This is a genomic window from Chryseobacterium gambrini, assembly GCF_900156825.1.
In the GTDB taxonomy this organism is placed as follows: domain Bacteria; phylum Bacteroidota; class Bacteroidia; order Flavobacteriales; family Weeksellaceae; genus Chryseobacterium; species Chryseobacterium gambrini.
The window spans coordinates 462979-482608 of the sequence record NZ_FTOV01000002.1; the positions used below are offsets into that span (position 1 = coordinate 462979).

The following is a 19630-nucleotide window of genomic DNA, read 5'->3' on the forward strand; positions in this document are numbered from 1 at the left end:
AACCGTCAGGAATTTTTCTGACGGTTTTTTGTTATTTACGAACGTTTTACAAAGGCATGGAATAAAAATTTGATCTATTTTCTAATGACTCCACTTTCCTTCAAATTCCAATATCTCGTTATCTCTTTTTGTGGTAAATAATTTTTTGTTATTATAATTCTTTAAAGAGTTCTTTTGGCAATACTATACCAAAGAAAACTTTCTTTGGTATAGTAAAAAGATTCTTAATTTTTTATACAGCGCATACTTGTACCAGTGGTTTTATAATAATCTAAAGTTTGTGTAAGTGGGGAAACCGTATCACTAAAATATCTGTAATAACCCCATCCATTTGACAAATTATCATTACTTGTTCCATACAGTCCTCTTCCTACAACACCTATAGTCCCCGAATCAGGTTCTCTTCTTTCTCCTGCAGAAATTTTCAAAATAGAATTAGCCGCTGTAGTTAAGTTTGTAATGCCCGCGGAGGTAACATAATTAGACCACTCAGTAGTGGTGGGTACTCTATATCCGCTTGGGCAAGGATTATTAACTGCATTTACACCTGTCCAAATTGTTCTGTCACCATTCCCCCAATTACCGGATCCACCTCCGTATTTAATAAATAAAGCATCGGTAGGATTAGCACTTTGAGTAAAAGTAGTTCCGTTAACAGTTGTTGACGTAGTAGCTGAAGTTCTTGTTATCAACTCATGTCCATCAGGTTTTCTACCCCATTGAAATAAGCTTCCATAAGCCAAATGGTCTGTAGCGCTTGTAGCCTGCTGTGCAGGGTTAAAGCTTGCGTGGTTAGTATCTGCATAATGAGCTCCTAAATTATTATTAAGCCAAGTGTTGCCGTCTTCTCCTGTTACCGGCAGGTATAACATATTATGCGAAGTACTATTACCTGTATTATCTGCCATACCAAACATCTTATCAGGAATTCCAGAAATATCTCTTACCTGATAAGTCGTGGTATTGTACGCATTGTTATAAGGATATACCAAACTTGCTAAAAGAACTCCTAAAGTATCATTACCAAGACCGGCATTAAGGTCTAATTTTTTAGCGTTCAGCACACCTCCTACAGATGCTATCGTTGCTGTAATATATTTGGTTGCAGAAGTATATGCCTGTGATGTCCAAGAAAGAGTAACATTTCTGCTTATCCCATCTTCTGTAAGATTAGCAGGTACATTTACTGTAGTAGAATATGCAGGTAAGGTATTACTTGCCGTAGCTGTTACCGGTATTCTTACTGTAACACCTGTTGTAGTCAGAGTACCTTGTACATTTATTGTAATGGCCTCATTGCTGCCATCAGCAGCCTGTACATTTGTAGAAGCAGGAACTGTAGGCGCAGTATATGGTAAATAATCCTGATCATATATAGAAGCTATCAGATGTACTCTATTCTGAGCCAATGTTATAGATGTAGGAATAGTAATAGCTGCAGTTACGGGAAGAGAAAAAGTACAACTCTGTCCGCCAAACGTAATAGCAAAGTTTGCTGTACCACTACCAATAGGTGTACCGGAGATAGTATAAGTAAGGTTACCAGCACCAGAATTAAGCGTACCTGCCTGTAAAGTCGCAGTTAACCCAGTAACGCCAGTGGAAGATATACCCGCACCTGCAGAATAAGAATTTCCATTACCCCCGGTATAAGGGATAGTAGCGGTACCAGTATAGGCAACATTCTGGTTAGCACTTGACGGGCTATAGCTTCCGGAAGAACAATTAAGAGAAGTTACAGTAGCAGAGGGCGAATTTACCGTTCTGGTAAAACTACAGCTACTTCCTCCAAGTGTAATGGCAAATTGAGCAGTACCGGCAGAGCTCGGTGTTCCAGAGATGATATAAACGACTGATCCTGAACCATTATTCACAGAACCAGCACTAAGAGACGCTGTAAGTCCTGAAACGCCAGAAGATGAAACACTTTGAGAAGGATATGCCCCTCCATTACCACCGGTATAGCTTACTGTTTGGGAAACACCGGAAGAAGCAACACCTGCCGTTAAAGTACCAGTCGGAGTACTTCCTGCACAATCTAAAACAGATACTGCACCTGCACCGTTAACATTAATCGTAAAAGTACAGCTATAGCTGCCAAAAGCAAAGAGAAAAGAAGCTACTCCAGAGCCAATAGGAGTTCCAGAAATTGTAAAAATAAAATTTCCGCCATTTCCGTTGGTAAGAATACCAGAATTAAGAACTGCAGTTAATCCTGTTACTCCTGTACTGTTGATTAGCTGGCTACTGTATGCTATACCGTTACCTCCTGTATAAGGAACAGATATGTATACCCCATTTACAGAAGAGCCTGAAACCACAGATCCTGTCTGTGTAGCAGAAGCACAGTTTAATCCACTAATCATGGGACTAGTAAGTGTTCCTAAACAATCAGACCAAGAATTACTTTGATAGACTTTTATACATTTATTAGCAATATCATAGATCAACATTCCATTTTCAGGAACTGCAATTGCTGAAGTATTGGGAACACGGGTTATTAGCAAAGCTTTGTTTTCAGAGGTGAGATCTAGAATAGCAGAAACAAGAGGGGAATCTGTTCCTATTCCAACATTCCCATTGTCTTTTGCGACAAAATCTGTTCCTACATCTCTTGCTGTCGCTCCATCCGATTTGGTTCCTAATTTTACCAAAATATTACCAGGATCATTTATTCAAGCATCATCTGTCTTATCTCCTCCCATAGAAGACCAAATACTCCCATTCCAATAGTAGAATCCTTTAGAGAAAGAACCCGCATCTGCAATAAGGTAAACCAGCTGTCCGTTTACCGTTCCATTAACAGTAAGATCGTTTACTCTGGGTACCAGTATGCCGTCTTTAGCTGTCACCGCTCCCAGATGATTTGTTCCCCTTATATCCAGAGTAGTTTCTGGTGTAGGAGTATTGATTCCCATCTGGGAAAATGTCCCAATACCTACAAGAGTAAAGGCTAATAACAAAATCCTATTAATCAGCTTTCTTATAAAAGCATTACAATGATTAGCATGTGTGTTAATACTTCTAACATTCACTTGCTTTAACGAAAATAATTTTGTGTTTTTCATACTTTGTTGTTTAATTTATTATAATTTATTCTATCATATTAGGCCACCAATTTGAGCCATCACAAATAATATCAATAAACTGAAATCTCATGTTATTTCCGGTGATGGTTAACACATTACTTCCGGTAGGTTTAGTGACACCAGAAGGCAGTGTACCTGCGGCTGACATGTCTGCAGTAGAAACTCCATTTATAATAAAATTAGGCGGATTTCCTCCAAACAGATAAAAACGTATTAATTTTCCGGCAAAAGCGGTAGTAGGTGTTGGCAAGGTGAGTGTATGTATTCTATCTACAAAATAAAAATCCGCTAATTGTGAAGGGATAAATGCTGACATATCAGTTGTCCCGCTAAGTGTTAACGCTGGACCAATCCTTACTGGTATAAATGGAGTGGATTTTAAATCTCCAGTGGTGGCATCTGCGGTAACAAAAGAGTCTGTATTAGCGTAAGTATTTGTAAGTACAGTAGGGTTTCTAATAGTACCAATTACATGAAATGCTGTTTGTGGATTATTGGTTCCTATCCCTACTTTTCCAGATGCGGATGGAGTTGATGTATTACTAGCTGCTGACATGCCGGTTCCATAAATTAGGTTACCAATATTAAGCTGGTCGTCACCCGCATCATTGGGAAGGTTAACTGTACCTATCAGAATATTCCTGTTACCCATGGCGGTAGATACTGCCCTATAACCCGCCTGATATCCAATGAATATGTTATTAGAACCTGAAGTATTATTATTACCGGACCGACCACCTAAATATACATTGTTAGATCCTGCTGTATTTTGCTGCCCGGCTTGATGTCCTACTCCCGTATTATTTGTTCCTGTGGTACTTCCTCCTAAACTTAAATGACCAATTGCTGTATTGGGCCCACTGGTTGTGTTAGAGTTTAAAGCATTGGTACCTACCGCAACATTTTCAGATCCTGTTGTCATAGAGGATAGGGTTCCTAAACCAATTGCTACATTACTGCTTCCAGTTGCCAATGATGATAATGAATTAGCTCCTACAGCTGTATTTTGCCCAGAGGTAGTTGATGCAGCTAAGGCTGACCTGCCTATAGCCGTATTTAAGTTTCCGGTAGTAACAGATTTTAGTGCGGAAGTACCGAAAGCTGTATTATAGGCAAAGTTATTGGCAACTGTTGGTCCGTCATAGCCAAAATAGGTATTGAATGTATTGATTCTTCCTGAATTAACGTTATTCATTTTGAATATTAAGTCTTGTGCATCTTTAGTCCCGATAAAATTGGTAGCAGAGCTCGTACCTGTATTTCCAGTAGTGTGTCAATCATCCCCTTGTATGAATTGCCAAAGCGCGCCATCAAAGTAATAATATCCAATCTGTGTGATATTGATCCTTTGGGATGATGTATCTCCGCCAGAGATATCTGTAACATATATTATTGCACCTATTTGATTTGTACCATACAATATGTTTCCTTTAGCAGTTAGCTGTGCTCGAGTCAATCTGGGAGCAATAACCCCGTCAATAGTTGTTAAGGAGTTTGCAACCCCAACTATGTCTAATGTGCCTCTAGGATCTGTTGTGTTAATTCCTACTTGGGCGGGTAACAACAAACCTGTAAAAAAAAATGTAATTAAGACAATTTGTTTCATGATTTAAGTATTTGTTTTTATATGATTCAGCGATGAAATAAAAAGTGAAAAAGCTACTGTGTTGTGCTGTAACAAGTAGTAAAAGCCGCAACATTTTTTGTAACTAAAATGATATAATTATATTTTAATTTTCTATTTTTCATCACCTATTTGTTGAAAAAGTAATAAAAATTATGTTTTTATAAGTGCAATTAAAGTTAATTATTTTTTATTAAAATAATAAAAAAAGTTTATTTTTTTTATTATGTTATAAATAAATTAATGCTTAATTTGATAATATATCAAAATATATTGAAAAAGTTTCTTGTGGAAAAGGTGATTTTTAGGCAGGTTATGACTAAGATAATATCTGCTAGTATTTTTTAGTAAGGAGTAGAAAAAGAATATTTGACGCGATCAAGTATGTATTTCAATAGAATGATAAGCCATCCATCGTTTTAAATTTCCAACCATCCTTTTCAGATGATCTTCATTCAGGAAGATATTTGTCCAGAATTCAAATCTGTCGCACTGCACACTGATGTAATACGTCATGACAGCTAAACAGGCGTAAGATAAGAACTTTTTTTCTTCGTTGCTGATTGCTGTTGCCATTTCATAACCCTGTAAAAAACTTTCTGATTTTACCCGATATTCTTCCTCGTTCAGGTTGGTTGCCAAAAGCTGAAACAGGAAGTAGGAAATATCAAAACATAAATAGCCGTTTCCGCAGAAATCAAAATCAAAAAAAGTAACTTCCTTTTCATTATCAATATGCAGATTATCAAACCAGACATCAAGATGTACGCTTCCGTATCTTATTTTTTGTCTGTCGAAAGTTTCGAATTTAAGGCTTAAAAATTCAGATAATTTCTCCAGAAAAATAACTTCGGAATTACCATCGTTAAAGAATTTTTTTATTTTTTCAACAGGATTTATAAGCAGATTTTTCGCATCATAAGAAATCCTGTTCAGTTCAAAATGCTCTGCCGACTGATGAACTCTGGCTAAAGCCTGTCCGATCAGAAAACTTGTTTCTGGTGAAAATTTTGCTGTCTTTATGCCTTTCGCATAGGAAAATAAAACGCCGAACCTTTTTCCTTCCGGTGCTTCAATTTCCTGAATATAGTTGCCAAATTTGTCTGCAATAGGAAAAGCAACCTGCCGGTTTGCGTCTTTTAAATGAAGAAGAAGCTTTAGTTCTTCCTCAATTTCAGATTTTGTCCGCCAATGATGAGTATACACCCTGAAAACAAATTTCTTTTCCTCATCATGAACCATGTACAAATGATTCATGGCAAGCCGAAAGATGTGGCACTCGGTTTTAGCGCTCAGTCCGTATTTTTGTTGAATAAGATATCCGAGATACACGGGATCAAGCGTACTGTTTATGGTAGGGAATTTTTCTGTCATTAATTCTTTATTTCTGTTTAATCGTGAGTGAACAGTACTTTATATGAAAGAATCTTGTTTTAAGCAAATGCAAATGAGGTAGTTTAAAACAAAACTGTTTGCTTCTAAACTCTCTTAGCTCATCCACACTCAAACACTCTTACTTAAAAAACGGATTATACTCCTTCTCAAACCCGATTTTCGTAGGATTTCCATGTCCGGAGAAAACCTGAGTGTCGTTATCCAAAATGAAAAGTTTGGTCTTAATTCCGTCAATTAATTGTTCGTAGTTTCCTTTATAAAGATCGGTTCTTCCAATACTGCCTTCAAACAGAACATCTCCGGAAACAATAAACTTCTGATTTTCGTTATGATAAACCACACTTCCCGGAGAATGCCCCGGAACATGATAGATTTTAAACTTTTCTCCGTCAAAATCCAGTTCGTCACCCTCATTAATATATTGAATTTCCACATGAATATGATCCAGCTCAAAACCAAACCTCATTCCGCTGATCTGGAACATATCCAACACTTCCTTATCTTCTCTGTGCATCAGAACAGGGACTTTATACGTGTCAAAAGCCCATTGTAAGCCTAAAACATGATCAATATGAGCGTGCGTTAAAAGAATTTTTTCAATTTTCAGTTCATTTTCTGAAATGAAATTTTCGATCGCTTTGGTTTCCTGTCCGTTCATATTTCCGGGATCAAATAACCATGCTTTTTTATTTTCATTATAAAGGATATAAGTGTTTTCGCTTGCAAAATTGAATACGAAACCTTGAATCTGAAGCATATTCTGAATATTTTTTTATTAAAACAAAGGTAGCTACAAAAGTTTTTGTTTAAAAGTTTTAATAAATTTTTAATTGATAAAGATTCCCATATTGTATGTTTAAAAACGATTTTTCGTTATCTTCGTCATAATGAAAACATTGCAGCTACTTTTACTTTCTCTGGGCGGATTGGTTTTTGGACAGAACATCCAGAGCATTCAACTGTTCAATCCACAGACGAATGACGAAACACCGGTTATTAATTTTAATCAGCAGTTGGTTTTAAGTTTCGATGATCTTACCAACGCAAGTGAAATTTACAGATACACCATAAAGCATTACAACAGAAACTGGGAAGACGATAATCTGTTTTTTACCGAGTTTGCCAACGGAAGTTTAAACGGTTTACTGGATAAATTTCAGTACTCTTTCAACACACTTCAATCGTACACCCATTACACACTTAACTTTCCGAATGAAAAAATGCAGCCAAAAATTTCAGGAAATTTTGAACTGATCGTTTATAAAGATTCTGCAGAGAAGCCTCTTTTTAAAAGAAGATTTTATGTGGTGGAGGATGCGGCAACTTTAGCATTGGGGATTTCAAGATTTGCTGATGCCAGAAAACCTGATGCCAACCAAAGGGTAGAAGTGAAAGCCGTTCCAAAAGGCGGAGATTTGGCATCAAATGTCAATTCCATGACGCTGAATGTAATGCAGAACAATAATCCTAATGTTACAATAAATAATTTAAAACCAAGTGCCACATTGGGGAATCAGCTTCTTTTTCAGCAGTTGTCATTGGTTTTTCCCGGGAATAACGAGTTTTATTATTTCGATAATAAAAATATGAATATGGCAGCAGATATGGTTCGTGCAACCGAACTTTTGGAAGGAGTCAACCAGACTTATCTTCATCCGGTCTGGGCTTTTCCGCTGAACTATCAGTATCAGCCGGATGTAAACGGAGCTTGGTATTACCGAAGAAATGATCTGGGAAGAGAAAGAGATGCCACAAGAGAGGCAGATTATTCATGGGTGCATTTTTATCTCGATTCTGAACCTACGGACAAAGAAATTTTTGTTTTGGGAGGTTTTAATAATTTTAAGCCAAGTAAAGAAAACCAGATGCAGTATGATGAAGCTTCAAAAAAATATGTAGCAAAAATATATCTGAAGCAAGGTTTTTACAACTATATTCTGGCAACAAAAAATCCTGACGGAACGCTGAATTTCGGTGAAGTGAACGGGAATTTCTGGCAGACGGAAAATCTTTATCAGGCATTTTTATATTATGCTCCTTTCGGAAGAAATTATGACGGATTAATGGGATATGGTGAATTCAGAACGCCGGTGAGATAATCTTCTCAATGAAAAGAATATTTCTATCACTTTCCATTTGTGTTCTTTCTTTATCATGTAGAAAAGAATATGACGTTAATGATTTCAGTGGAAATTTAAAACCTTATCTTGAAAGGCTTTCTAAAGAGAAAGCAATCCCTGTTTCTGATACAGTTGCAAAAAAATTTCTGGAAAGAAATGCATCTAAAGAAGAATTGATAAAACTGATGGATGCGAAGAAACCGCTGTTAAGAGTGGTGGCTTACAGAGCCATTATCAACAGAAGTGAACCTGAATATTTTGATCTGCTGATCAACCATCTAAGTGATACCGCTAAAGTAGCATGGTGGTATTATGAAGATGCAGGAAGTTATTTTTCAGTTTCAGATGTAATGATAAGAGAAGCTTTTGATAAAAACGGATTGTCACCAATTCAGAAAAAAGTATTGACGGAGAGGGTTTTATTAGAGCATTCTTATTTAGATATTTCCAACTGGATGATTCAGGATATTGATCCTGATAAAAAATATTATCATTTGATTAAAGAACGGGCAAAAACTAAAAGTAAGGACTGTGGCAATCAGCTAACTTCATGCTATGCATTAAGTAAATTTAGAAAGAAACAGGATGGTAAGCTTTTGCTGTCTGTTTTTGAGCAAAATATTAATGGTTATTGTCTGGAGAATATTTTTAAAAGTATCGAGATATTTCCGGATGCTGTATTTTTTCCTTTATTAAAAAGTTATTTTCAAGATAATATTAAAGATAAACTCTCGGAAAAGAAGAACTTAGACAATAATGTGCTTTATTTTGTAAAAGCTGTTGCTGCCTATAAAAATTCAGAGGCTTTGGAAATTCTAAATTATATAGCACAAAATAACACCTATATAAATAAAGGATTCTGGCCTCCTGCTAACAAAACGTATGTTCTGAAAGCTCTTAAAATTCATTACACTCCTGTTTATGATCCTTTAATAAAAGAAATTGAAAAAGAAATGAATCCTTGTGATTTGAAATCGTTGATTTCTGAGATTACAAATGAAACACGAGCAGGAAATCAGCAAAAATGGCAAATGTATTAATTAAAAAACCTCACAGATAAATCCGTGAGATTTGCATATAATAATAGTCTGGAAGTTGCATAAATCTATGTTTTGAATACGGCTGTAATCAGAATATTTTTTTCATCTTCAAAAAGATAATGAATGTTTACGGGATAGCCCTGCATTGTTTCAACAAGGGTTTCCTGAAATCTTTTTTTCTCTTTTTCTGAAATTGCGTTTACACATTCTTTTAGTTCTTCTAAAAAATCAATGCCTTTATTTTGTTTTTCGGCATTAAAAACTCTCATAAGGAGTCTTATGTCGTTTTTGGCGATAGAAGAGAGCAGTATATTCATTTTAAGCACAAAACTTTTTCAGCTCAGAAATGTTTTCATAGAAATCCAGTTTGGTTTTGGGGTTTTCCTTATGAAACTGAATTCTGTATAGAATTTCATCCATGCAGAATTGTGGTATTTCTGCTGTTCTTTCTGTCTCAAAATTTTCTATCATTTGTGCAAAAGCTTCCAGCATTTCAGAATTTAAGTTCTCAATTTTATTTTTCAGAATTTCTACAGTTGCATTCATCATTTCTTTATTTAAGAGATTGAACTTTTTATTTGATAGGGTAAAGGTAATGAAAAATTATTTTATTTTAAAAATTTATTTAATTTTTAAGGGGGTGTGTTTTGTTTATTTAATATTTTTTTTATCATTTTGCATTTTTTATAGGGGTATTTGTTTATTTTATTGATTATTTGTTTTTGTAGAATAGTGAAGTTTTTGTATATAATTCAAACAACTTTGAATTATAATGCACTACATAGTGAAAAATTTTAATTCAAGAATGCATGATTTATATTAAATATTTTAACATAAAATCTGTTTTGAGATAAAATTTTACATTAATAATGTTAATTGTTATAAAATCGTAATTATGATTTTTTCTTTGATAAATATTTTCTATTGAATAATTAATATTTATTTCGTTAATTTGGTGTAGAGTTTATGTTAATTAAATTTAAAACCATTAAATATTTATTATGAAAATGAAATTTATCCTAGTGTCAAGTGTTGCTGTATGTTCTTTTGTTTTCGGGCAAAATGTTCCTTCAAAATTAATTCCGGCGAAAGACGGATTGCATGCAGATTTTATGAGATTCGAAAAAGACAGACCTGCTTTTCAGGGCAGTCCCGTTTTGTTTGATGAAGCTTCGCAGAGACTTTCTCAGGCTCAAGGTCGTAAGTTGGGATTTGAAAAAGATCAGTTGGGATTTGAAACACACAGATTTCAGCAGACCATCGATGGTATTCCTGTAGAATACGGAATGATGGCTGTACAGACAAAAGACGGCAAGATTGTAGGAGAGTCCGGAAAATGGATCGTTAAAACTCCGAAAAATTTAGAGAAAAGCGCAAAAATTTCAGAAAACATCGCTTTACAGAATGCAATGGCATTTGTAGGGGCTGAATCTTACAAATGGCAGAATAAAGAAGAAGAAGAATTCATTAAAAAAGAATCTAATGATGCCAATGCTTCTTTTGCTCCTAAAGGTGAAGTTGTTTATTACTCTGATCCATCGGATGAAAAAATGAACGACTTAAAGTTAGCCTACAAATTTGATATCTATGCAGAGAAACCTTTAAGCAGACAATATGTTTTCGTAGATGCAAAAGACGGAAAAGTATTGGGGGTTGATGCTATCATCCATGATGTAAATGCTCCGGGAACGGCCGTTACAGGGTACAGCGGAACCAGAAGCATCGTAACAGATTCTTACAACGGAAGCTACCGATTAAGAGAAACCGGAAGAAATGGCGGAACTGCTGTACAGACTTTCAACCTGAAAAAGGGAACCAGCTATGCTTCAGCGGTAGATTTTACAGATGCGGATAACACATGGAATAACGTTAATACCAACAAAGATCAATATGCGACTGACGCACATTGGGGAGCGGAAATGACGCTGGATTATCTGTATACAAAATTCGGAAGAAAGAGTATTGATAACAATCATTTTGCAATAAAATCTTATGTACATTACTCTACCAATTATTTTAATGCCTTCTGGGACGGAAGCAGAATGACCTATGGTGACGGAAGTTCATCTACCAATGGAGGAAAACCTCTTACAGCGTTAGACGTTTGCGGACATGAGATTGCTCACGGAATGACTTCCAAAACAGCAAACCTTGCTTACCAGAGAGAATCCGGAGCATTAAATGAAGGTTTCTCCGATATCTTTGGAAATTCAATAGAACGTTGGGCAAGACCTACACAGAATAGTTGGAAATTAGGAGAAGATTTCAGCTACGTGATCAGAGATATGGCAAACCCGAATGCTTACGGACAGCCGGATACCTATCTTGGAACATACTGGAAAGCAACCACGACAACAGGTTGTGTAACTCCTTCTCAAACCAATGACTATTGTGGGGTTCATACCAATTCGGGAGTTCTTAATTTCTGGTATTATTTATTGGTAACCGGAGGAAGCGGAACCAATGATAAAGGATTTGCTTACAACGTTACAGCAATAGGTCTGGATAAAGCAGCAGCAATTGCTTACAGAACGCTGACTACCTATTTATCTTCTTCATCTACTTTCCTGAATGCAAGAACATATTCTCTTCAGGCTGCTGCAGACTTATACGGTGCAGGAAGTGCTGAAGTTACTCAGGTTACCAATGCATGGAATGCCGTAGGTGTAGGAGGCGGAACTTCTGCAGCAGGAAAAACAGCGGTTTCTGATGCATTGTTATACACCATCAGTCCAAATCCGGCAACAGATAAATTTACCGTTTCATTTGAAGGTAAAGAAGGAAGCGGAGTGGTAGAACTGATGAGCTTAACAGGCAAAAGAGAAATTTCCGAGAAAGTGAAATTAACAGACGGAGCAAACAGAGTGGAAATTCAGCTTCCGGGTAACATGCTTCCGGGAATTTATGTAGTAACCGTAAACGGACAAAAAGCAGGGAACTTAATTAAAAAATAATAGTATACCATAATATTTTTAAAAGCAAGACCACAGAAATTTTTCTGTGGTCTTCTTTATTGTTCTTGAGATTTAAAAGGTACTATACCAAATAAAACTCATGAAGTTTTTCCTCGCAAAGTGTTTTTACCACTTCAATCCATCGGTCTTCATCATTAAGACACGGAATGTAATGGAAACTTTCTCCACCACCGTGTAAAAACTGCTCCTTTCCTTCTACGGAAATTTCTTCCAGTGTTTCCAGACAATCTGAAACGAAAGCCGGACAGACAATGGCTAGGTTTTTTACCCCTTTTTTAGGAATGGTTTCAAGCGTTTCATCGGTGTAAGGTTCGATCCATTTGTCTTTTCCTAATCTCGACTGGAAAGAAACAATGGTTTTTTCCTTCGGAAGTTTCAGTTTTTCAATTACCAGATTGGTTGTTTTAAAACATTGGTGACGGTAGCAAAACGTATGACTCGGATTGCTTTCTCTGGAACAGCAGTCATTCAGATTACACGTTTTCGTAGGATCGGTTTTATAAATATGTCTTTCCGGAACACCGTGATAAGAAAACTGCAAAGCGTCGAAATTTTCAGGAAGTTTTTCTCTGATGCTTTCCGCTAAACAGTTGATGTAAATATCACGATCGTAAAAAGGCTGAATATAATTGATCTTTACCTTCGGAAACTTCTGTTTTCTTACATCTTCTGCTTTTTCTACCACCGTTTCTGTTGTGCTCATCGCATACTGAGGATACAGCGGGAAAAGTACAATCTCGGAAACTCCCTGATCTACCAGTTTCTGAATTCCGGCTTCAATACTCGGCTGTGCATATCTCATCCCTATTTCCACAGGAACATCCACTACTTTCTGAAGTTTCTTCTGAATTTTTTCTGTGATCACGATAAGCGGCGAACCTTCGTCCGTCCAAACCGTTTTATAAGCTTCCGCAGATTTTTTCGGTCTTGTGTTCAGGATAATTCCCTGTACCAGAAGCGCGCGGAAGAACCAGCGGTAGTCGATCACTTTTTCATCCATCAGGAATTCATCCAGATATTCTCTTACATCATTTACTGCCGTAGATTTCGGCGAACCAAGATTTACTAATAAAATTCCTTTCATAAAATATAAATAATGAGCAATGGGTAACGAATAATTAAAATATTACTGATTGCTTATGTTTTTTATCCGTTTACAGCTTCTACTTTTTCTACTAAATCCGGAACAAACTGTTTCAAAATATTTTCAATTCCGCCTTTTAGCGTAGCTGTTGAGCTTGGACATCCGGAACAGGCGCCCTGTAAAAGCATTTTTGCGGTTTTGTTTTCTTTGTCATATTCCATTAAAGAAATTTTTCCGCCGTCGTTTTCTACTGCAGGAGCCACGTATTCATTTAAAATGTCTGAAATTTTCTGTTCGTCGTCTGTATATTCTCTGTTGATGATTTTTTCAACCGGATTTTCATGCTTCTGGGCTTCAATATTTGAAATTTCGCCTCCGTTTTGCAGGTATTCTGCGATTAACGCACGAACCGTCATCATTACCTGATGCCATTCTACAGAATTATCTCTCGTAACTGCCACAAAATTATCTGAGATAAAAACTTCCTTCGCAAAATCAAATTCATTGAAAATTGCCTGAGCTAAAGGAACACCTTCCGCAGCGTCTCTTGATTTTACCTCTACAAAACCTTCAAGCAGTAATTTGTTCGAAACAAATTTCATTACATTCGGGTTCGGAGTCATTTCCGCATAGATCTGGTACATTTCTTTTTTCTTCTGAAGATAAATTCTCGGGTTTGCAAGCAATTCATCCTCAATTACATTTTTAAGGCTTTCTTCCACGTGTTCCCATTCTACCGTATCCTGTTTTGCAACTGCCACAAAATTTGCTGTGATGAAAATTCTTTCCACAAACGGATAATTGAAAAGCTCCTGAGCAATAGGAATTTCTGAAATATCTGAATCTCTGTCCAACTCCAAAGATCCCGGAATGAGATTGTAATCTGCTACAAATTTCATCACTTTCGGGTTTTCGGTTGGCTCTATAAGTATCGTACGCATTTTTTCTTTAAATTTGAGATACAAAAATACGCAATTAGAACTAAGAAGCCGGAAGTTGGGAGTTAGATTTTTGCTATCACTGTAATTTACAATCTATGATTTCAATCGATCATTTTCAACTTGGCGCATTATAAAATTTTCAAAATAAAAAATATGGCACTTATAAAAGAACTTTTAGGGAAAGCCCCACAAATAGGAGAAAATACATTTTTAGCAGAAACAGCAACCATTATCGGAGATGTTACGATGGGAAAAGACTGCAGCATTTGGTACAATGCGGTGATTAGAGGAGATGTTCACTACATCAAAATGGGGAACAAGGTAAATGTTCAGGACAATGCAATGTTACACTGTACGTACCAAAAACATCCTCTGAATATCGGAAACAATGTATCTATAGGTCATAATGCGATTGTGCACGGATGTACTATTAAAGACAATGTGCTTATCGGAATGGGAGCAATTGTAATGGACGACTGTCTTGTGGAAGAAAACTCAATCATTGGTGCCGGTTCTGTGGTAACGCAGGGAACCCACGTGAAATCAGGAGAAGTTTGGGGCGGTGTTCCGGCAAGAAAAATTAAAGATATCAATTCGCAGCTTCTGGAAGGAGAAGTGAACAGAATAGCAGATAATTACGTGAAATATTCTTCATGGTATAAAGAAAACGTGAAAAACGTTGAAGGATAAACTTTAATTCAATGGTGAATGGCGAATTTTGCTTCGCAAGTAAATTTTTCACAGTAGATTTAAGTTCATAAAAATAAAAAGCATTGCTGAAATCTTCAGTAATGCTTTTTTATCCTTAGTGAAATTCCTGATAGAATTTTATAATAGTTTTTTAATAAATCAGTTCGGCTTTACCTTTTATACATTTAATTGCAGTAGGAGGATTCACCATCATACAGTCAGACATAATTCCGTATTTCTGGTTAAATGCTTTTACTTTTTCAGTATAATCATCAATTCTGCTTAGAATACTTTTCTCCATTTTTTTAGGATAGGCAATGTACAGTTGAGGTCCGCCGCAGGATTTTGCGCCCATCGGAGCGAAAGCCCATTCAGTTGCATCCGTACATTTTTCTTTCGTAACTTCAGATTCAATGGAAACCCGAATTCTGTCGAGCTGTGCCTGATCGTATTTCTGGCTGCTTTCATCGGCAGGTCTTTCTGCGATATCCTGAGGAAGATTTGCATTTGCTTCTTTTGCGGTTCCGCAGGAAACAAATACTACCGAAACACTGAATAAGACAGCAGAAATATAAGAAAGAGGTTTTAGCATAATAACTTTTTTCTGTTTCAAAATTTTCAAAACTTATGCCAAGATAAGGATTTTAAGTTTCATTTCCGTAATTTTGACAGCGATGAACAATCATTTTTTTGACTTAATAGAACATACCAACCGAAGCGTATTTTTAACGGGAAAAGCAGGAACAGGAAAGACGACTTTCCTCAACGATTTTGTAAAACGTACCCGAAAAAAACACATCGTTGTTGCTCCTACAGGAATTGCAGCCATTAATGCAGGTGGCGTAACCATTCATTCTATGTTTGGGCTGCCGCTGAGAACGTTTTTACCAACTACGGAAAGAATTGATACCAGTCTGGCAAATAATATTGCTGACCTGATGCCTCATTTCAAATACAGAAAAGATAAGCTTAAACTTTTGCGGGAAGTAGAGGTGATTATTATTGATGAGGTTTCCATGCTTCGATCCGATGTCCTGGATATGATGGATTTTTCTCTGAGGTTTATCCGTAGAAATAATCAGCGTTTTGGAGGGGTTCAGATGTTGTTCATCGGGGATTTGTATCAGCTTCCGCCGGTTGTGAGGGATGAGCATATTCTTAAAATGTACTACAATTCGCCTTTCTTTTTTGATAGTCATGCGATTAAGGAAATTCCGTTGATTACGATAGAGTTAACCAAAGTTTACCGTCAGTCGGATGAAGATTTTCTTGCCATTCTTAATGCGATCCGAGACGGAGATACTGCGAATATAGATTTTGAAAGGCTAAATGAAAGATATGATCCGGATTTTAATTCCGGGGATGAACCTTATGTTTATCTCTGTTCGCACAATAAAATGGCGGACGATATCAATCAGGAAAAGCTCGACGAAATAAAAGTAACGTCCAAAACCTACGAAGCGAAACTTTTCGGTGAATTTAAAGAAAACCAGTTCCCGAACGAACAGTTTTTAGACCTGAAAATCGGAGCGCAGATCATGTTTATCCGAAATGATATTTCCGGAGAAAAAAGATATTTCAACGGAAAACTGGGTGAAATTTCTGCTTTGGACGAAAACGAAATTAAAGTAATTCTCGACGGAAGCGAAAGGGAAATTACCGTAAAGCGTGAAGTCTGGGAACAGAAAAAATATTTTCTGGATACCGATAAGAACATCAAGGAGGAAGTTTTGGGAAGCTTTGAACAGTTCCCGATAAAACTTGCCTGGGCGGTTACCATTCATAAAAGTCAGGGTTTAACCTTTGACCGTGTGATTATTGATGCCGGAAAGAGCTTTACAGCGGGACAGGTATATGTTGCTTTATCGCGTTGCCGTACTTTGGAAGGGATTGTTCTGAAATCTAAAATTACGCCTGAAGTTATTTTCAAAGACAACAGAATCCTTCATTTTCATTCTGATACAGTTGCCAATGATCAGGTAGAAGGGATTTTAAATAACGAAAAATACGATTACAGCATCAGGAAAGTGCTTCGTGCAGTCGATTCTCAATGGCTTTTAAAGGAAATTGAAGACTGGAACAATCTTTCAATCGTAACGAAAAGTCTGGATCATCTTAAAACAAAGCAATTGTATAACCAGTTAAAACCTGAAATCGTTAATCTCGGCAAGATATTCGAAAAACTGGAAAGGGTTATTTCCCAAAAGGTGAATAATTTCATTGAGCAGAAAGAAGAATGGTCTGAAATTGAAAGCAAAACCAAAGGTGCGGTGAATTTCTTTTTTACTGAAATCAGAGATAAGGTTTTCAGTCCGCTGAAAGATTTTTATGCTGAAATTAAAGGAACAAAAGGTCTGAAACAGTATAACGAAGATTTCCGGGTTTGGCTGGAAGATATTGAAGAATATTTAAACAGTTTAAAGGAAATTCACTTGCTGGAAACCAAGCTTCTGGATGAAATCAACAACAAGGAAGTGACTATGAAAGTCGCAAAAGTTCCGTCTCAGGTTCTCACGTTCCAGTTGTTTGAGCAGGGAAAAACCATCGGGGAAATCGCTCTGGAAAGAGGTTTGGTGAAAGAAACCGTGATTGGTCATCTCGCGAAATTTGCAGAACAGGGATTGCTCGATATTTCAAGAGTGGTCACTTCAGATAAAATAAAAGCCTTTGAAGATATTTTCTACAAAGATCCCAAAGAAACTTTAACGGAGTGGAAAAATGTTCTCCCGAGTGATTTTGAATTTAATGAAATCAGGATTCTGATCAATCATTTTAATTATCTGAAGGAGAAGAATCAATAAATATTGCTGATGTATAAATCACAACCTCACAGGTTTTTAAAACCTGTGAGGTTTTTTTATCATAATTTTTTTTTGGAAGAATAAATTCCTGATGAATTTTTGTATTTTTAGGTGTTAAATCCTCATCACAATGAAATATCTATTTACTTTTTTGTTTGCATTCTTGCTGAATGCAGATCACGATTCTAAATTCAATTACGATCTCCTCATTGGTTCATGGTCGCAGAAATCCATTGCGAACAGCAATTCCACCGGAATATTCACCTTTAAAAAAGACAGTACGGCAAGTCTTGAAATGATCGATCAGGCTTCCAACGGAATGATTGGCGGAATGACTGGTCCTTATAAAATTGAAAAAGCCAAAGGAAATCTGAAAATTACGTTACTGGGAAAAGAAAAAACATTTGAAATTCAGGAACTGACTAAAGATGTTTTGGTGATTCAGAATAAAATGGAAGGTAAAGAAAAACAGGTATTTAAACGGTATACCGAAGAAAAATAAAAGTTTTCTGAGAAGAACTAAAAACGGTCAGCAATTGATAAAATTACTGACCGTTTTTTATTTATTCAGCATATCCTGATTTACACGATAGCCTACAATTTTGATATCGCCGTTTTCATCTTTTTCCAGAGTGAAGGTTTCCTGTGTTTTTTCAGTACCTCTTTTCACATCGTAAACAAAAAGATATTCACTTTTGGGATTGCTGCCTTTTACAACCAGTGTTTCCCAGTGAGAAAGATTATACTCCTCAACCGGACCTATTTGCCCTGTTACATTTAAAAGTTCTATAAGTTTTTCTTTACTCGTTACACTGAAAAATTTTTCTCCAAACAGCTTATAAATGTCGTCCTGATTTCCACCGTATCGGATTTCCCAATAGAACTTCTGCGGCACTTTTTCACCATCGGCTTTGTCGGATTCCCGGTCTTTGTAGAACTGGTTGAAGTTACAGCTTAGTAACAGAAAGGATAAAAGAAGTAGATAAATACTTTTCATTTTAAATTATTTTTTTTAATCGTTATATGTGATTTTCTTATGTTTAATTTTTTGAAAATTTAATAGTAATGATATTGAAAATGCTGTGCACATCGAAGATAAAATAGATTTGTAATTAAGAGGTCAGCTTCGTTAACAAATTCATTTAACTTCTGAATTCGCTCCTTTTTTTCCTGCTCTGTGGATTCTTTGTCAATTTTAACTTCGTCGTCGATCATTTGTCTCAGAGACTGTATGTAAAGCTTCTTTTGTTTTGAAACATCATATTCATCTTTGGATTGATTGTTATCTGATTCAGAATGAAGATAGACAGCATATTCAGCATCTGCAACAAGGCGGGATTGCTGATGCCCGAAAAAAGTTCCGCCATTCGCGAGATAAGCAAATATCGAATTGATAGCAGAGTAAATTCTTATTAATTTTTTGCGATGTCGGGCATTCTTTTCTACTCCGTTCTCTTGTGCCAGAAAATAAGCATACAGATTATAGTATTGATCTTGTCCGGCTTCACTGCTAAAATCAGCACCGAAATTTCGGTAAGTAATATCTGGACTTTGGATTAATTCATCGAAAAATTCAGGGTGATTATCGACTATTTTGTTGAAATCCTGCTTGCTGAGTTTTAATGAAAAATCATTTTCATTATTTATCAGTACAGTATCGAACTTTGTATAATATTTTGAATTTAAATTTTTTATTTTTTGACTTTCATATTTTTTCTGTTTATCTTCAGCAATCTTTGAAAAAATATTTGTGTTTGTAGTCAGTGAATCTCTGTTTTCAGTTGTTTCTTTTACAATTTTGTTTTTTTCACAGCTTATCATGAATAAAAGCAGTAAGATTACACTTTTCTTTTTCACCGTTTAGTTTTTAG

19 protein-coding genes are annotated in these 19630 nt (G+C 36.1%); 6 read left to right on the forward strand and 13 right to left on the reverse strand.

The window, feature by feature from the left end; translation table 11 throughout:
• Positions 1 to 224: 224 nt before the first annotated feature.
• From BW951_RS05660 to BW951_RS05685, 6 genes are all read right to left on the reverse strand, one after another.
• Positions 225 to 2654, reverse strand: a complete 2430-nt coding sequence (locus tag BW951_RS05660; RefSeq protein WP_076390891.1) for a fibrobacter succinogenes major paralogous domain-containing protein — start codon at positions 2652 to 2654, stop codon at positions 225 to 227.
• Positions 2655 to 2675: 21 nt separating this feature from the next.
• Positions 2676 to 2963, reverse strand: coding sequence for a hypothetical protein (locus tag BW951_RS05665; protein WP_139326107.1), 288 nt, complete (start codon positions 2961 to 2963; stop codon positions 2676 to 2678).
• A 130-nt stretch (positions 2964 to 3093) separates the two neighbouring features.
• Positions 3094 to 4284, reverse strand: a complete 1191-nt coding sequence (locus BW951_RS05670; protein ID WP_076390893.1) for a hypothetical protein — start codon at positions 4282 to 4284, stop codon at positions 3094 to 3096.
• A 78-nt stretch (positions 4285 to 4362) separates the two neighbouring features.
• On the reverse strand, positions 4363 to 4695 hold the full coding sequence (locus tag BW951_RS05675; RefSeq protein WP_076390894.1) for a hypothetical protein: 333 nt from the start codon (positions 4693 to 4695) through the stop codon (positions 4363 to 4365).
• Between the two features lie 396 nt (positions 4696 to 5091).
• A complete protein-coding gene (locus tag BW951_RS05680) occupies positions 5092 to 6087 on the reverse strand; it encodes a phosphotransferase (protein ID WP_076390895.1) in 996 nt (331 codons plus the stop codon).
• Between the two features lie 139 nt (positions 6088 to 6226).
• Positions 6227 to 6865, reverse strand: coding sequence for an MBL fold metallo-hydrolase (locus tag BW951_RS05685; RefSeq protein WP_076390896.1), 639 nt, complete (start codon positions 6863 to 6865; stop codon positions 6227 to 6229).
• Between the two features lie 130 nt (positions 6866 to 6995).
• Here BW951_RS05685 and BW951_RS05690 point away from each other — a divergent pair, with 130 nt between their 5' ends.
• Both BW951_RS05690 and BW951_RS05695 read left to right on the forward strand, forming a co-directional pair.
• Complete coding sequence (locus BW951_RS05690; protein WP_076390897.1) at positions 6996 to 8207, forward strand: type IX secretion system plug protein; 1212 nt, start codon at positions 6996 to 6998, stop codon at positions 8205 to 8207.
• An 8-nt stretch (positions 8208 to 8215) separates the two neighbouring features.
• Positions 8216 to 9268 (forward strand): hypothetical protein, encoded by a 1053-nt coding sequence (locus BW951_RS05695; protein WP_076390898.1) that lies wholly within the window; start codon positions 8216 to 8218, stop codon positions 9266 to 9268.
• A 65-nt stretch (positions 9269 to 9333) separates the two neighbouring features.
• Here the strand turns inward: BW951_RS05695 and BW951_RS05700 are convergent, their stop codons facing one another.
• Together BW951_RS05700 and BW951_RS05705 are read right to left on the reverse strand one after the other, a co-directional pair.
• Entirely contained in the window at positions 9334 to 9585 is a 252-nt protein-coding gene (locus tag BW951_RS05700; protein ID WP_076390899.1) for a hypothetical protein, read from the reverse strand.
• Between the two features lies 1 nt (position 9586).
• A complete protein-coding gene (locus tag BW951_RS05705) occupies positions 9587 to 9814 on the reverse strand; it encodes a hypothetical protein (protein WP_076390900.1) in 228 nt (75 codons plus the stop codon).
• Between the two features lie 461 nt (positions 9815 to 10275).
• On the opposite strand from BW951_RS05705, the gene BW951_RS05710 reads away from it, so the two are divergent.
• The gene (locus tag BW951_RS05710) at positions 10276 to 12222 is read left to right on the forward strand and encodes a M4 family metallopeptidase (RefSeq protein ID WP_175608792.1); all 1947 of its coding nucleotides are present in this window, start codon (positions 10276 to 10278) and stop codon (positions 12220 to 12222) included.
• An 82-nt stretch (positions 12223 to 12304) separates the two neighbouring features.
• Here the strand turns inward: BW951_RS05710 and hemH are convergent, their stop codons facing one another.
• Together hemH and BW951_RS05720 are read right to left on the reverse strand one after the other, a co-directional pair.
• The gene (gene hemH, locus BW951_RS05715) at positions 12305 to 13327 is read right to left on the reverse strand and encodes a ferrochelatase (RefSeq protein ID WP_076390902.1); all 1023 of its coding nucleotides are present in this window, start codon (positions 13325 to 13327) and stop codon (positions 12305 to 12307) included.
• Between the two features lie 62 nt (positions 13328 to 13389).
• Positions 13390 to 14268: a NifU family protein gene (locus tag BW951_RS05720; protein WP_076390903.1), complete on the reverse strand. Its 879-nt coding sequence runs from the start codon at positions 14266 to 14268 to the stop codon at positions 13390 to 13392.
• Positions 14269 to 14421: 153 nt separating this feature from the next.
• On the opposite strand from BW951_RS05720, the gene BW951_RS05725 reads away from it, so the two are divergent.
• Positions 14422 to 14958 carry a gamma carbonic anhydrase family protein gene (locus BW951_RS05725; protein ID WP_076391009.1) on the forward strand — a complete coding sequence of 179 codons (537 nt, stop codon included), beginning with the start codon at positions 14422 to 14424 and terminating at the stop codon, positions 14956 to 14958.
• Positions 14959 to 15109: 151 nt separating this feature from the next.
• Here the strand turns inward: BW951_RS05725 and BW951_RS05730 are convergent, their stop codons facing one another.
• Positions 15110 to 15550, reverse strand: coding sequence for a hypothetical protein (locus tag BW951_RS05730; protein WP_076390904.1), 441 nt, complete (start codon positions 15548 to 15550; stop codon positions 15110 to 15112).
• Positions 15551 to 15632: 82 nt separating this feature from the next.
• Between BW951_RS05730 and BW951_RS05735 the strand changes: the two genes are divergently transcribed.
• Together BW951_RS05735 and BW951_RS05740 are read left to right on the forward strand one after the other, a co-directional pair.
• The gene (locus tag BW951_RS05735; RefSeq protein ID WP_076390905.1) at positions 15633 to 17759 is read left to right on the forward strand and encodes a helix-turn-helix domain-containing protein; all 2127 of its coding nucleotides are present in this window, start codon (positions 15633 to 15635) and stop codon (positions 17757 to 17759) included.
• A gap of 130 nt (positions 17760 to 17889) precedes the next feature.
• Entirely contained in the window at positions 17890 to 18261 is a 372-nt protein-coding gene (locus BW951_RS05740; protein ID WP_076390906.1) for a hypothetical protein, read from the forward strand.
• Between the two features lie 57 nt (positions 18262 to 18318).
• Here the strand turns inward: BW951_RS05740 and BW951_RS05745 are convergent, their stop codons facing one another.
• Positions 18319 to 18756 carry a hypothetical protein gene (locus tag BW951_RS05745; protein WP_076390907.1) on the reverse strand — a complete coding sequence of 146 codons (438 nt, stop codon included), beginning with the start codon at positions 18754 to 18756 and terminating at the stop codon, positions 18319 to 18321.
• Between the two features lie 59 nt (positions 18757 to 18815).
• On the reverse strand, positions 18816 to 19616 hold the full coding sequence (locus BW951_RS05750) for a hypothetical protein (RefSeq protein ID WP_139326108.1): 801 nt from the start codon (positions 19614 to 19616) through the stop codon (positions 18816 to 18818).
• Positions 19617 to 19630: the final 14 nt, after the last annotated feature.